This window comes from Shewanella sp. SM73, assembly GCF_025653795.1.
Classification (GTDB): Bacteria; Pseudomonadota; Gammaproteobacteria; order Enterobacterales; family Shewanellaceae; genus Shewanella; species Shewanella oncorhynchi.
In genome coordinates, this window is record NZ_JAKKRY010000013.1 from 99,032 (window position 1) to 113,878 (window position 14,847).

The window sequence follows — 14,847 nt, forward strand, 5'->3', positions numbered from 1 at the left end:
CAATTCTTCCTCTTTAGCTTCCCCTGAACATATTTTATGCTTCAACACTTTTTGAAATCTATTACTACTTTCAATACGCACACGCCTTTGCTAACTTGGTTGTCCATATGTTTAATGCGAGCGTTTGACGAAGCGGTTTTATTTGCTGATAAAACTTGAGTCAAGCTTTGATGACAAATAGACGTCGATAGCTGCGTTATTAACTGTGATAGTTTCCATAGCGATAAGCGCATTAAATTTTTTAAATCTCCCTAACCCAACGGAGTCCTTGCGGATGGATCACCAAATCGAAGATTTACTAGAGCATTGGCTACCACTAGCGGATGACGCTTGGGTGCTTGCGGTGATCACCCAAATTCAAGGTTCGGCCTATCGTAAACCCGGTGCCATGATGTTGTTCCATGAGTTTGGTCAAGGCGTGGGTATGTTAAGTGGCGGCTGTTTAGAAGCCGATTTACGCCGTCATGCTCAAAATGCCATGCAGACTAAGCAAGTCATGTGCGTCACCTACGATGCAAGCGATGAGTCCGATGCCAGCTATCGACTCGGTTGTGGTGGCATAGTAGATATCATGTTGATCCCTCTGCTAAAAGAGAATCATGATCTTGGCTTAGTTGAGCTAGTGCAGGCATTTCGCCACGGTCGGTCGGGTTTTTACCAATTGCCTTTAGTCAAAGCGGGGACGGATGCGCGCCAGTATCACGCTGCGTTTTATTCTGAGGAATTGACGCCATTCCCCGCCAGCGATTTTGTACGCACGGGCGTTTTCACCCAAGACGCGGGAGAATCACTGATTATTCCCTTGAGACCAAGATTCCATCTTGGGATCTTTGGCGGTGGTATCGATGCTAAGCCCGTTGCCGCCATGGCCCACACTTTAGGTTGGCAAGTGACTGTTTTCGATGGTCGTACCGCCTATGCCAGAGCGGCGGATTTCCCCCATGCCCATATAGTGAAACTGACCGCGGGGGAATTAACCGCGAATCATATCACTCAATTGGATTGCGCCGTGGTGATGAACCATAACTTGGGCTTAGATGCTGCGGCATTAAAGGTCATTCAAGCGCATCCGCTAGCCTATATCGCCTTGCTTGGTCCTGCCCATCGACGGGATAAAGTGCTTGGAATGGCAGGGCTCAGTACTGAATCTTTTACTGGGGTATTTTCTGCTCCCGCAGGGCTTGCCCTTGGCGGCGAGTTACCGAGTGCCGTGGCGTTAAGTATTTTGGCCCAGTGTCACGGCGTGCTCCATGGCGCAACCTTAAAACATCTCGATGAGATAATGCGTTAATGACATTGCCGCCAGTACAAAAGTCTTCTGTACTAATGTCTACAGCGCCAAAGTCGGCAGCGCTAACGTTGACAGAGCAAACGCCACTTTCATCCAAGCGGCTGCTGATTGTGGTACTTGCGGCCGGCGAGAGTAAGCGCTTTGACGGGGTAAAGTTAGCGCAACTTCTACCATCACATAGCGCTACGAAAATTCGCGAACAAACCATCATTAACACTCATGTTGAGCGTTTACAGCAGCTTAGTTGCCAAGATTTAGGTTTGGATCGCAAAGACGCTCATTCGCTCCAGCATACGCCTTTGTTAATCATACTCGGTGCTCATCAGCACATATTGCAGCCATTATTAGTCGAGCTTCATTCCCGCCAACCCTTTGATATTTTAGTTAATCCACAGTGGCAAACGGGTTTGGCATCCTCAGTGAGTTTGGCGGCAAGTTATGCCAAGGAACAGGGCTTTGATGCCATGTTGTTGACATTGGCAGACCAAGTGGCCTTGAGTGCAGACGATTATCGACAACTGATTTTGACATGGCATGAAACCGGTAAAGACGTTGCCGCCCATTATTTGGATGATTTAGGCGTACCTGCTATTTTTAATGCCTCTACATTACCGCAGTTCACTCACTTGAGTGGTGATCGCGGGGCGAAATCGATTCTAAAACAACAAGCACAGCAGGGAGCGTTAGTCGCTATAACACTACCCCGCGCCGCAATTGATATTGATACCCAAGCCGATCTTGCGTCGTGGTTGGCACTTAAGGAGTGAGTTATGGCAGAAGTATTATCAACCACTGCAGTTATCAAGGAAGTCAGTACCGCCGCTTCCACCCAAACACTTTTCATCAACGGTAAATCATTTACCTTAGATGCCGATCCTAAGATGCCAATCCTGTGGGCGTTACGGGATATTTTAGGGCTCACGGGCACTAAATATGGTTGTGGTGCAGGGTTATGCGGTGCTTGCACTGTGCATTTAGACGGCCAACCTGTGCGCGCCTGTTTAACCAGTTTGGGGCAGGCACAGGGAAAACGTCTGACAACAATTGAAGGGCTAGATAATCAAAAGCTTAAAAATGCTTGGGCCGAACATAACGTACCCCAGTGCGGCTATTGTCAGGCGGGCCAATTGATGTCGGCTGCGGCGTTAGTGGCGCAGCATCCGAAACCTTCTGAAGCACAAATCAACTCTGCCATGTCGGGGAATATCTGCCGCTGCGGCACCTATCCTAGGATCAAAGCCGCACTGCAAAACTATGCCAAACAGGAGGGCTAATATGAGTACTTTTACTGCCGTAGAAAATATCAGCCGCCGCGACGTGCTAAAACTGTTTGGCGCAGTAGGGGGCGGATTAGCATTAGGGGCGAGCGGACTAACATGGAGCCCCATGGCGCTGGCGCAGGATAAAGAAGCGCGGTTGAATCTGTTTATTGCCATTGGTGAAGACGACAAAGTGTACCTCACTTGCCATCGCTCCGAGATGGGACAGGGGATCAGAACCGGCATTCTGCAAGTCTTAGCCGAAGAGTTAGAAGCGGATTGGGATAAAATTGTCCCTATTCAAGGCTTAGCTGATAAACGTTATGCCAGCCAAAACACCGACGGTAGCCGCAGTATTCGCGAAAATTACGACCGCATGCGCCAGATGGGGGCGATGGCAAGAACCATGCTTGAGCAAGCCGCCGCTGCGCGCTGGAAAGTCCCCGTGAGCGAGGTGCATACCGCCGACCATAAAGTGTTGCATGCAAAATCGGGCCGCTCGGCCAGGTTCGGCGAGTTAGCGTTAGCCGCATCTGAGCAACCCGTACCCGCCGTTGAGTCGTTAACCTTTAAAGAGGTTAAAGATTTCAAGCAGATTGGCGCATCACGCCAAATCGTTGATATGGATGCCATGTTAAGCGGCAGCGCGATTTATGGTTACGATATCAAACTCGAGGGCATGCTCTACGCCAGCATAATACGCCCGCCGGTGCTCGGGAGCGATGTGGTAAGCTTGGATTATACCGCAGCGCGCAAAGTGGCCGGTGTCGTGGATGTGTATCGTTTGCCCGCCGCTAAGGGCGCACCCGCGTTTCAGGCTTTGGGCGGCGTTGCTGTCATCGCCACAAACACGTGGAGTGCCCTTGAAGGGCGCAAAGCTTTAAAAGTCACTTGGACTCAGGCCGACAATAGTCAGCATGATTCAAGCCTTTATTTGAAAGAGTTGGTCGAGCGGGTACAGCAAAGCGGTAATGTCGTGCGCCAAGTTGGTGATGAGATCAAAAACTGGCCCGAGGCGAATACGTTAAAGGCGGTTTATACCGTGCCTTATTTAATTCATTCTTCTATCGAGCCGCCCGTTGCTACTGCCCATGTGACTGAAAAGGGCTGTGAAATCTGGGCATCGACCCAAACGCCGCAAAGTACCCAGCAAAATGTGGCCGCAGCGCTGGGTATGGATGAAGATGCGATTAAAGTGAATGTCACCCTATTGGGTGGTGGTTTTGGGCGTAAATCCAAACCTGATTTTAGCGTTGAAGCCGCGCTGTTATCGAAGCAATTCAAGCGTCCAATTAAGGTGAGTTGGAGCCGCGAGGATGAAATTCAAAACGGTTACTACCATGCTATCAGCGCCCAGTCCTATCAGGCACTGTTTGATGCCAGCGACAAACCGACCGCGCTTTTAGCCCGTACGGGATTCCCATCCATTAGCTCGACCTTTGCTGAAGGTGTGGAATATCCCTCTGGCGGTGAGTTGGATTTAGGCTTTGTGGATGTACCCTTTGCTTTGCCGAATTTAAGATACGAAGCGGTAAAAGCGCAGGCGCACAGCCGTATTGGTTGGATGCGCTCTGTGTGTAATATTCAGCACGGTTTTAGTGTCGGCAGTTTTGTCGATGAAATGGCCCATCGTTCTCAGGTTTCTTGCCCTGCAATGTGGCGTAGCCTGTTAGGTGAAGCAAGGCGTGAGACCTTTACCGACCAGCAGTTTAAATATGGCAACTATGGCGAAGATCTTGATCGTCATCCCGTGGACGTCAGTCGCTATTTTGGGGTAATCGACGCGGTCGAAAAAGCCCAAACTAAGGCGCCCAAGGCGGGCAAAAATCAGGGCTGGGGTTTTGCTGTACACCGCAGTTTTGTCAGTTATGTCGCCGTGGCCATGCTGGTGGAAGTGAGTGAGGATAAACAGCTTAAAGTGCTTAATGCCATCGCAGCCATAGATGCGGGCACGATAGTTAACCCTGATAGGGTAAAAGCCCAGACAGAAGGTGCGATTATATTTGGTCTGAGCTTAGCCTTGATGGGGGAAATCACTTACAAAGAGGGCAAAGTGCAGCAATCGAATTTCCACGATTATCCTTTGCTGCGACTTCCCCAAACTCCCGATATGGAGATCATCATTATTGCATCCGATGCGCCGCCCGCAGGCGTGGGTGAGCCGGGTGTGCCGCCCGTTGCCCCGAGTTTAACCAATGCGATTTTTGCGGCGACGGGGCAGAGGATCCGCGATCTTCCCGTGAATAAACTATTGCGAGTGTAAGTGTCGACAAGAGGGTTAACTGAAAGCCGTTTGAACAAAAAAGCGCCTAATAAGCGCTTTTTTCGTTTTTTTACCACAAAAAATTTGCTTGTTAGCGATTTTACGGGCATTAATGCCGAAAATTAGCAATAGATCAGGTTTTTGTTACCAAAATAGAGGTAATTTAACCAATATGTTTACCCAAGCTACCTCAAAATACACATTTTAGAGCGCCCAAGGGTATTAAACTTCCGTGAATAGAATTACTAAAGGGGTCATCCATGGAAAATCGTTGGCAAGTCGCTATTTCTGCCGGCCTATTGGCGGCTATTTGGTGTGGCGTCGCAGATGCTTTTCATCTGGTCACTTGGATCGGCTTTTTAGGTTGTAGCACTTTTTTTGCTCAACCTAAGGCTGGCTTTCAGGGCGTGATGATGGCGTGGTGCACAAACCTGTCCGGTGTATTTTGGGCTTGGCTCATTATCTCGGGTAGCAGCTTTTTTATTTCGCCCGTATTTGGGTATATTTTTACCGGCATAGCCACTTCGGCCATGTGTTTACAGGCAAGTTATCAAAAGCTTAGCTTTATTCCCGGCGCATTTATTGGCTGTTGCACTACCTTTGCTATGGCGGGTGATGTGGCCAATGTCGTGCCGTCGTTGATCATTGGTGGCTTATTAGGTTTTAGCATGAGCCTGTTAACGGGGCAGTTGGTTACTCTGACACAAAAGTGGTCTGCCGCCACACGTAACCAAGTTGCTAGCGCGGATTAGCATAATACCTGCTCAGATCTTATGACTGACATAGTTGTCGTGGCAATCTGAGCTATACTGCTGATTTAGTGCCAAATAGCATTTTGTTCTTAGGAATTATCAAGATGAAACAAATCCAGTTTCGTACCATTGATGCCATATTGATCAAGTTCAGTCTCAACGGAAAGTTTTGGGTAGTGTGTTCTATGGTGGCGCTGATCACGGCCGCCGTGGCACTTGTCAACTATCAACATGCGCACCGTAACCTTGAGCAGGCCTCTATCGCTCGGGTTCAAGCTAGCGTCGATACCTTAGCGCAAGTTGCAACGGCGCAAAAGCTACAAGCTGACGCCTTATCTCAATTTGCCAGTCAATACGGGTTAACTGTAACTTCAAGGCAAAGTGACGCGCAGCGTCAAGGGGATAAAGTGACGGTCAGCGCCAGTGTGTCAGGTCAAGCCTTACAACTGACGCAGAATGTCCATGAGTGGGAAGCCGATGCGCGTAGCGATGCTAACTTTATGTTCTGGTTAGCGTTAGTGGGCTTGTTGCCTTTATTCCAACTGAGTTACTGGATTTCAACTTCACTCGGTGGTGGATTATGGGACATGTACTTAGCCATCAAACGCTTAGCCGATGGTGATTTGAGCTTTAGATTAAACTTCTTTGGTACTGACGATTTCAGTTTGATTGCCCGCGAAATCGATCGCTGCGCCGACAATATGAGTGAAATGGTGTCAGCCATTGGCAAAAATGCACAGACCTTATCATTGGCATCCGATGAATTTAATCAACAGGCGGCCACCAGTGATAAACTGATTGGGTTCCAACATCAATTCCTCGATTCCGTTGCCGTGGCGATGGCACAAATGACCTCAGCGATTGAAGAAGTCTCTGTTAATGCGAGTAATACTTCGTTGCAAACCAAGGAAAATTCAAGCCAAATGTTGGCCAGTCGTGGGCGTATTAGCCATACAGTGGAAAGCATTGGTTTACTCTCAACTAAGATTGGTGCGGCGTTTTCATCGGTGGAACAATTGTCTAAGGATGCGGCGAGTATCGATGCTGTAGTCACAACCATTAACAGTATTTCCCAGCAAACCAATTTGTTAGCCTTAAATGCGGCCATTGAAGCGGCCCGTGCCGGTGAGCAAGGTCGTGGCTTTGCTGTGGTAGCCGATGAAGTGCGTACCTTAGCGGGTCGAACTCAACAGGCCACGGTAGAAATTCAGGCCATGATTGAAGGCTTACAATCTGGCACGACTCGTTTATCTAGCATTACCATGGAGATAGTCGATCAGGCCGATGAAGGTCGCAGTGCGATTATCGCCGTCGGTGATGATGTTCAAGGTATGGCGCAATCGGTCAATGCGGTATTTGATATGAGCAGCCAAATTGCCGCCTCGGCGGAAGAGCAGAGTGTCGCCGCGCGGGATATTGCCGGACAATTGAATGAAATCCGCCATCAGTCGGAAACTATCAAACAAACAGCCCAGCGCAGTGTGACCTTAGCGAATGATCTGCACCATGCCTCGGTCGAGTTAGATGGCATTTTAAAGCAGTACCGCACGAGCTAATGTTCACCTTCAAGGTGGATAGTTCGCATTGGTCACAGAGGCATAAAGTCCGATACTGAGTCTCACATTGAGTATTAGCCTATCATCTGAAAATGGCGGAAATCTTAGATTTCCGCCATTTTAATTTGGAAGTACCCAAAGAACTATTTAGTTATATTGCCCCATTCCGTTCTATCAGCGTGACATTATCTAAATTGACGGTAATAGATTTCAGGGGAGAAAGTTATGTCTGAAAATGTCCTTTTTGCGGAGGGTATTTCACTGTGGTTGAAATGGTTGGCGGTGGAAATCTGTGTTTTGCAAAAATAGAATTTTAGGAAATTAATTGTTTCTATGTGAATGATTATGTTAACCTTTATTGGCAATATCTAAGAGGGATATCAAGCAATTTTAAATTGTTCGTTGATGATAAACGCTCACCAGAGTATCACTTGTTCGCCTCGGTCAATTAAAATTGGCTTGGGACGCCGCTTAACGTTAGGCAACAATAATTATGAATAACGATCCATTTCGAAACCCGACAGATACCGAAATAACCAGCGCTGAAAGCAAACTGGGCATCAGTTTTCATGACGACTACCGATCATTTTTGAAGTCTGGCAGCGATGTTGCAAACGCTACCTTTGAGCCTGCGGTAATTTTACCTGGCTCTGGTCATCTTGATATCTTTGACATTGCTGAAACAGCCTGGAATGTCATTGGTCTTCCAAGAGACCTTTTGCCATTCATCGAGGATAATGGCGACTATTTCTGCATAGCAAAGACGGGTGAGATAATTTATTGGTCTCACAACGGCAGCACTAAGGAAGAATGGCCGAATCTTTCTGCATGGCACAAGCAGGTTTGTGTAGACCTTGAGTAACTGTGATAGCCTAAATAGTGGTTCAAATCGTTCGCTCCGCTCTCAGTGATGGGTTAAAGCCTTCCCCTTAGCCAAACGTTAACCCATACAAGCATTTAAAGCGGGACTGCTAACAGTTTGCTCGGCTTCGCTTCGCTACACTACACAATTTTAGCAAACGATTATCAGCCCCTTAAATGGGCGTTAAGCATTATGAGCAAATATCGAGATAAATTCGAATATCCGGAAAATCCAGCAAGTGCTGAAGAAATTCAGGCTCTTGAGAAATGGTTAGGAACAGATCTTCCGAGTGAGTATAAGAAGTTCTTGCTTGAAACTAATGGGGCAGAAACTCCGATTGGCGTGCAAGAACCAGATGACTCAGTTGTGCTCTGGAGCGCTAAAGAGATATCCGAATTAACAGAAGCCTATTGCTACGAGCAATACTTGCCTGGGTTGGTTGCTATTGGTTCAGATGGTGGGGGAGAGTCAATTGTCTTCGATACCACACATAATATAAGTTCAGAAGACTGGCCAGTTTATAGGGTACCTTTCGGCGATTTAACGAAAGAGTCTATGGTATTGTTGGCGGAAAATTTCAATGAGTGGGTTTCCAGTGGTTATTCGCTCAAGTTCTAAAATGTTTAACAAGGCCAGTCAATCTGACCTCCGTAAACTGTCTTCTTTTTTGCAAAAAGACGTAAAAAAGCTTCCAACTCACTCCGGCAGTTGCTGGCGGCGTTATGTTTAAAGCGGTAGAAATTAGAAAGAGGGCATCGATATGTCAGGAGAGCGAATATCGGGTGATGGAGAACGAGAACGATGTCCTGTACATGGGCATACGAGAAGGCTATCTAGCAAAGAAATTAATGAGATTAAGCACGCTGTAGAAGTTGCTAACTCACAAGCTAAACGTAAGGGAGTTACACCTAAAGATCCTCAAATTGGTCTTTTCAGTTGTAAATGTAATTGCTTCTATGTGAAAGTTGAATAATGGTCCATCAATATGTTGATAGTATTATCAGAATGCGAACATAACAAATTGCTGTATCTGAAATTTTTCCGTTCCTTCTTTTTGTTTGATAACACAAAAGCTTCTACTCCAAAAATGCAGCTGAGCAAGGCGTTACACCATAGAAATTTCTGTGCGAAATTCACTTGTTATAGCTGATGACCTAATACGCTTTTGTCCCAAAGCATGCTACCTATTTCTCTAAAAACAAACAGGTTTTGCCAATGCTAAATAGGTGAGCCTTGGTGATTTGCGAGACGACCGTCCGGCCCATGGCCGCTCTTTGGCGTCCATGCCATCGCGGCATTTGTGAATCCTTTCACATCAGATGGGGCGGTCGAGCATTCACGGATGGACTGGCTGCGAGTCGACGAGCAAATACCATGGCAAGCATGTGTGAGTGGATATCAGCAAACGCTAAACTCCTCACAACTAAAATTATTGGTCCCAAAACACTCGTCTTCAAGACATATCTGTCCAAAAGTGAATTACGTTCAGTATCACACTTGACTCATTTACCATTCATCGAACGACAAAGATAAAATATGTTTCGCCCATAAAAAAACATCGGCCTAAGCCGATGTTTTATATCTACTAAGATGGTCGAACGTTAGCGGATTAAGCCTCTTTGAACGTGCTCCAAATGGGCGCGTGATCTGAAGGTTTATCTATGCCGCGCAGATCGTAATCGACATCGGATTCGACTAAACGTGCTGCCAGTGAAGGCGTTGCTAAAATCACATCAATTCGCAGGCCGCGGTTGTCATCAAACCCTTTGCTGCGGTAATCGAACCAAGAATAACGTTCGATGCGCTCTGGATGTAATTGACGGAAAGTGTCGATTAAGCCCCAGTCTTGTAAGGTTTTTAACCACTCACGCTCTTCCGGTTGGAAGCTACATTTGCCGGTTTTTAGCCAACGCTTACGATTGACTTCACCTATGCCTATGTCTAAATCGGTCGGCGAAATATTGATGTCACCTATGATGGCGATATCTTCATCGTTGCTGTGATTTGTCTGCAAGTAGTGCATTAAATCCTGATAAAACTTACGTTTAGCAGGATATTTTGTTGGGTGGTCTATGCTTTCGCCCTGGGGGAAATAGCCGTTGAACACAGTCAATGGACGACCATTCGCTTGGGTAAATGTGCCGATAATCATGCGGCGCTGGGCATCTTCATCATCGCTAGGAAAACCCTTTTGCAGTTTTTCTGGTGCGATTTTAGACAGCATGGCAACACCATAGTGAGCTTTACCGCCGTGGTAATGCACTTGATATCCCATGGCTTCGACTTCGGCTAATGGAAACGCCTCATCGTGCACTTTGGTTTCTTGCAGGCCGATGATGTCGGGCTGGTGGCTATCGATTAAGGCTTGCAATTGATGCAAGCGCGCCCGCAGACCATTGATGTTAAAGGACACTATTTTCATTAAGGCAGAACTCGTTTAAAGGGTTTAACCACAACACTTTGGTAAACGCCCGCTTCGATATAGGGATCGGCATCGGCCCAGTGTTTTGCTGCCACTAAGGATTCAAAATCTGCGACAACCAGTGAACCACTAAAGCCTGCATCACCTGGGTTTTCGCTGTCGATGGCTGGGTGTGGGCCAGCGATCAGTAAACGACCTTCATCGGCGAGGGCTTGCAGGCGAGCTAAATGGGCTGGGCGTGCGGCTAAACGTTTTTCTAAACTATTCTCAAAATCTTGAGCTGAAATCATATACCACATTATTTGAGTTCCTTGCGTTGATCTTCGGGAAGGTGTTTATAAAGATAAAATACGGTCAGGACAGTATTAATTAAGGTTAAAGCGGTTAAACCAAACACTTTAAAATTGACCCAAGTTTCTAATGGCAAACTAAAGGCGACATAAATATTGACTAGGCCACAAGCGGCGAAAAAGATCACCCAATACCAAGTTACACGAGCCCAAATTTTGTCGTCTACTTGCATTTCTTTGCCTAACATCGACTTTAATATCGATTTATTGAGCAATTGACTGACACCTAAGGCGATGGCAAATAAACTATAGATGATGGTCACTTTCCACTTGATAAAAGAATCATCGTGAAACACTAAAGTGAGTGTGCCAAACACTGTCACCATCGCAAAGGTGATTAAGTGCATCTTTTCAAGTTTCTTATATAGCGCATAGGTCACGATCAATTGAAGCGCGGTGGCTGCGATCAATGCGCCGCTGGCGATATAAATATCGAAAAATTTATAGACGGCAAAAAAGATGACGAGGGGCAGGAAATCAAGCAGTTGTTTCATAAATAATCATGTTAAAGAGACATGGGCTTGAGTGTAGCATGTGCAACATAAGGGCAAAAGCACCATGGGCCTAGGATTGCGATCTTGCCCATTAAATGGGTTTAATGGGCAAGTTAGACTTGTGCTTGTTTGGCGGCGTTTGTCTTAGCGTTAGGGCGACTTAGTAGTGGGCAATCGTGGCATTGGCCGGTGTTGGCGAGTTGATACCTTAGGCAGCAAGTACGGCGAATGCATTGGATGTTCGTACTGCCTTCTTTGGGTTCAACAATCAAATTGATGCTGTTATACAGTGGATTTTGGGTGCCATCAAAAAAGGTCGTTCTGCGAAATAGAGCTTGCTTAAGTTGCTGACTTTGTTGCTGAGATAATCCCAACTCTCCTAGATACCAGTGGATCAGATAGCCTAAGTGACTCTAATATAATTTAGCGGGCACGGGGCTCAAAGTGAGTAGGCGCTCAACACTCGGTTGTAGTAAGTTTAAGATAAGGCCTTGTAGGGCGAGTTCTTTATCAACTGGCGGCTTATATGGGGTTAATGGCGAGTGTACCTTAGTGTCTGTCTTGAAACTTGGCTTAGTGTTTATTTGGGAAAGTGGCTCGATGTCGTGGTGTTTTTTAAAGGCCAAAGCGGTATTTGGCTGGGGTTTTGCGATGTTAAATTCAAATTTTGCCACTCGGCCACTGGCGTGTACCTGCATAAAAACGGACTGTGGCTGCCAGTGAATAGGCTCGAAATCGGCTTTTTTTGCGTTAAAAATCCACTCCATCACAGGCGGAACTAAAAGGCCAAAATACCATTGACCCCAAAGTGAATGCAGCGCTTTGCGAGTGTCTTTTCTACTGGCCACAGCACTTTTACTGACCAAAGCGCTTTTAATGGCGAAAGCGGGCGCTCGGCTGGTTGCAGCTGTTTTAGTAGCCTCGGTTTTATCTTTAGTTACAGCCTCAGTTTCACTCTGAGTTTCTGCGCTAGGATGTGCGATGGCAAAACGTGCAATGAGTTTTTGATAAGTATCGGCGCAGCTCCATTCATTAAAACTGAGCCCTGAAGGGGACTGCGTTGCGCTAAGATGCTCGCCATAGAAGGGCGCCCGCTTATGTAACAGCTGATTGAGTGACAAAATAGTTTGATTCAACGCGTTGTGGCTTGGCGCTGTATCGCACAATGTTTGCAGTCTGGTGTCTCTCCGTTGGCTTGCCATAGTGACTCCTTAATGGCTGTGATTGATTGCCGCGGTTATCGATAAGTCCATGTAAATGATTACCTTGTGAGCCCAAGATTTGGGCTCACAAGGTTTTTCGAACGATCTCAATATAAATCTGACTTAGAAGCGATAGTCCAAGGTTAAGCTAGCACTTCGCGGCGTACCGTATTGGAATTGACTATATTGACCGACTTGGCTGTAGTAGCTTTTATCTAAGGCGTTGTGCAGGTTGGCGCTGAGCTTAAGCTGCTCGGTGAAGGCGTAACTCGCCATTAGACTCGCTAGCGCGTAAGAGCCTTGCTCTACTTCGATTTTGCCAAGTGGCGAATTAACTGTTTGGTAGACTCGGCTCTGCCAGTTAACCCCCGCACCTATTTGCAATTTATGCCAATCACCGCCAAAGGTATAAGTGGTGAAGAGTTTTAATTGCTGGCGTGGTGAAGTGGTACTGATACGTTTGCCTTCAGGATCTTCGCTAGTGAACTGGGTGTAACCTAAGTAAAGATTCCAGTCATCAGTGATTTTACCCGTCGATTCAAATTCGAATCCCTGTGTTTTTGTACCGTTTACGCCTTCATACACTTGCGTTGTTGTTCCTGGGATCACATCGCCAGTGCTGACTCCGACATTGTCTTGTCTGATCTCAAACACCGACAGCGACATATCTAAAGCCTCATCGAACAGGCTCGCCTTAATCCCGCCTTCGTAGTTTTTCCCTTTGACTGGATCTAGGTAGCTTTTATCGATTCTTTGCTTAGTTTGCGGTGCAAAAATGTCCGTATAACTGGCGTAGAGCGAATATTGCTCGGTCAGGGCGTAGGTGAGGCCGAAGTAAGTCGTGAGTTCGTTGCTGATGCTGAAATCGTAGCGGCTGCCAAAATTATCTTGGTCGGTTTCCCACTCATTGAGGCGTAATCCGACGAGGACAGCTAACGCGTCGCTGAGATTAAGCTGAGTCGCTACATAGGCTGCACTCTGTTTGGTTTCGCCAAATGAACCCGTGGTATAAGTTTCCTTCCATTGAGGTTTTGGATATTGGAAGTTCGGATCGCGAAAATCCCCCAAAGGCGGTACTGCCGCAGTGGGATAATAGTAGGGATTGGCGAACTCTTGGCGTTGGCCATTCCAGCCAAACATCAATTGATGTTCCTGACCAAAGAGTTGGTATTGTCCTTCGGCGCGCAAATCCACATTGTGTTGGGTGCGACTGCCGTCGACATAGGCGATAGAGCCTGCAGTGGCGCCGATATTGGTTACAGGATCAGGATAGCCCGTGGCCCATAGTACATCGAACTCCAATGAGTTATCGCCGTAGGTGTAAGTCCCTTTTAGGTTCCAACCGTTATCTAATCTGTGTTCGAGACTCGCAAAGGTGTTGAGGCCTTGGGTATGCGCCGAGCCCCAATCGGGCGCCGTTGAAGTGGCACGATCATAATTAGTGCGACTGCCATCGCTGTAAAATAGCGGTAAACCACCCGACATAGTGCCGCTCGGTGTAGCATCTTGGTAATCGACACCAAGGGTGAATAAGGTGCTATCGCCAATATCGGTTTCGACTATGCCGTATAGCGTTGTGCGCTGCTGCTCATACCTGTCTTGGAATGAATCCTTATCTTGATAGGCGGCGACCACGCGACCGCGCACAGAACCCGAGTCATTTAAGCCGCTGGAAACATCGACCATACCGCGCACATTATTCCAGGAGCCCACACTTAGGGATGTGTTGCCCATAAACTCTTGAGTCGGGCGTTTACGGATAAGGTTAATGGCCGCCGAGGGATTACCGGCTCCCGTCATGAGGCCAGTCGCGCCGCGTACCACTTCTACTCGCTCGTAGATGGCGGTGTCGATCAGATTATCGCCATAGTTGAAGCGGGTATCGTAGGTAGTTGGCACACCATCGTACAAAATGCTGGTCACGGCAATGCCGCGGGCACTAATACTGTATCTGTCGTTATCCATTGGGCGGGCATTGATCCCCGCAACGCTGGTCATGGCATCAATGACACTATTAAGCTGTTGATCGTTCATCATTTGGCGGGTGATAGACGTGACCGATTGCGGCGTTTCTAGATAGGATAAATCGAGCCCAGTTGCCGTGTTCATCGCTTGGGTTTTATAACGGTTGTCGTGTAAGTCCTTAGCGCCAATGACATTGATGACTTCAATTTCTTTCTGGTGCTTTTTAGTCTTACTATCCGCATCGACAGTGTCAGCTGTGGCATGGGGAACCGTAGCTAACATGGCTGAGCACAGCAATAGCTTCGGGTTAACGAGGGCTTGCCGACAGACGAGTGCGATGCTGGAGAGAGGAAAAGTCTTCATAATGTTGATCTTTAATTCCGTTTAGGTTGGGGGTTAAACAAGCTGGGCCAACATTGGCCCATGCTAAA

At 47.2% G+C, this 14,847-nt stretch carries 12 protein-coding genes and 1 pseudogene; 8 read left to right on the forward strand and 5 right to left on the reverse strand.

From position 1 onward, the window contains the following. Nucleotides 1-274: 274 nt before the first annotated feature. The 8 genes from L5M51_RS16890 to L5M51_RS16925 all read left to right on the forward strand — a co-directional run bounded on the left by L5M51_RS16890 (nt 275) and on the right by L5M51_RS16925 (nt 8,601). Complete coding sequence (locus tag L5M51_RS16890) at nt 275-1,291, forward strand: XdhC family protein (protein ID WP_263173831.1); 1,017 nt, start codon at nt 275-277, stop codon at nt 1,289-1,291. Continuing rightward, nucleotides 1,291-2,058 carry a nucleotidyltransferase family protein gene (locus tag L5M51_RS16895; RefSeq protein WP_411569256.1) on the forward strand — a complete coding sequence of 256 codons (768 nt, stop codon included), beginning with the start codon at nt 1,291-1,293 and terminating at the stop codon, nt 2,056-2,058. The genes L5M51_RS16890 and L5M51_RS16895 overlap by 1 nt, the downstream gene beginning before the upstream one ends. A gap of 3 nt (nt 2,059-2,061) precedes the next feature. Further along, entirely contained in the window at nt 2,062-2,565 is a 504-nt protein-coding gene (locus L5M51_RS16900) for a (2Fe-2S)-binding protein (protein ID WP_263173833.1), read from the forward strand. 1 nt (nt 2,566) lies between these two features. Beyond that, nucleotides 2,567-4,813: a xanthine dehydrogenase family protein molybdopterin-binding subunit gene (locus L5M51_RS16905; RefSeq protein ID WP_263173835.1), complete on the forward strand. Its 2,247-nt coding sequence runs from the start codon at nt 2,567-2,569 to the stop codon at nt 4,811-4,813. Between the two features lie 260 nt (nt 4,814-5,073). Continuing rightward, complete coding sequence (locus tag L5M51_RS16910; RefSeq protein ID WP_028761013.1) at nt 5,074-5,565, forward strand: DUF1097 domain-containing protein; 492 nt, start codon at nt 5,074-5,076, stop codon at nt 5,563-5,565. A gap of 104 nt (nt 5,566-5,669) precedes the next feature. Beyond that, nucleotides 5,670-7,121, forward strand: a complete 1,452-nt coding sequence (locus tag L5M51_RS16915; protein ID WP_263139063.1) for a methyl-accepting chemotaxis protein — start codon at nt 5,670-5,672, stop codon at nt 7,119-7,121. A 493-nt stretch (nt 7,122-7,614) separates the two neighbouring features. After that, a complete protein-coding gene (locus tag L5M51_RS16920; RefSeq protein ID WP_263173836.1) occupies nt 7,615-7,983 on the forward strand; it encodes an SMI1/KNR4 family protein in 369 nt (122 codons plus the stop codon). Nucleotides 7,984-8,175: 192 nt separating this feature from the next. Beyond that, entirely contained in the window at nt 8,176-8,601 is a 426-nt protein-coding gene (locus L5M51_RS16925; protein ID WP_131523523.1) for an SMI1/KNR4 family protein, read from the forward strand. A 991-nt stretch (nt 8,602-9,592) separates the two neighbouring features. Here the strand turns inward: L5M51_RS16925 and xthA are convergent. The 5 genes and pseudogenes from xthA to L5M51_RS16955 all read right to left on the reverse strand — a co-directional run bounded on the left by xthA (nt 9,593) and on the right by L5M51_RS16955 (nt 14,779). Next, the gene (gene xthA, locus L5M51_RS16930; protein WP_168824214.1) at nt 9,593-10,405 is read right to left on the reverse strand and encodes an exodeoxyribonuclease III; all 813 of its coding nucleotides are present in this window, start codon (nt 10,403-10,405) and stop codon (nt 9,593-9,595) included. Next, nucleotides 10,405-10,704 (reverse strand): YciI family protein, encoded by a 300-nt coding sequence (locus tag L5M51_RS16935; protein ID WP_028761008.1) that lies wholly within the window; start codon nt 10,702-10,704, stop codon nt 10,405-10,407. The genes xthA and L5M51_RS16935 overlap by 1 nt, the downstream gene beginning before the upstream one ends. After that, nucleotides 10,704-11,249, reverse strand: coding sequence for a septation protein A (locus L5M51_RS16940; RefSeq protein ID WP_028761007.1), 546 nt, complete (start codon nt 11,247-11,249; stop codon nt 10,704-10,706). Before L5M51_RS16940 ends, L5M51_RS16935 begins: the two co-directional genes overlap by 1 nt. A gap of 113 nt (nt 11,250-11,362) precedes the next feature. Beyond that, a pseudogene (gene fhuF / locus L5M51_RS16950) lies at nt 11,363-12,451 on the reverse strand (siderophore-iron reductase FhuF). A 123-nt stretch (nt 12,452-12,574) separates the two neighbouring features. Further along, nucleotides 12,575-14,779, reverse strand: coding sequence for a TonB-dependent siderophore receptor (locus L5M51_RS16955; RefSeq protein WP_263173839.1), 2,205 nt, complete (start codon nt 14,777-14,779; stop codon nt 12,575-12,577). Nucleotides 14,780-14,847: the final 68 nt, after the last annotated feature.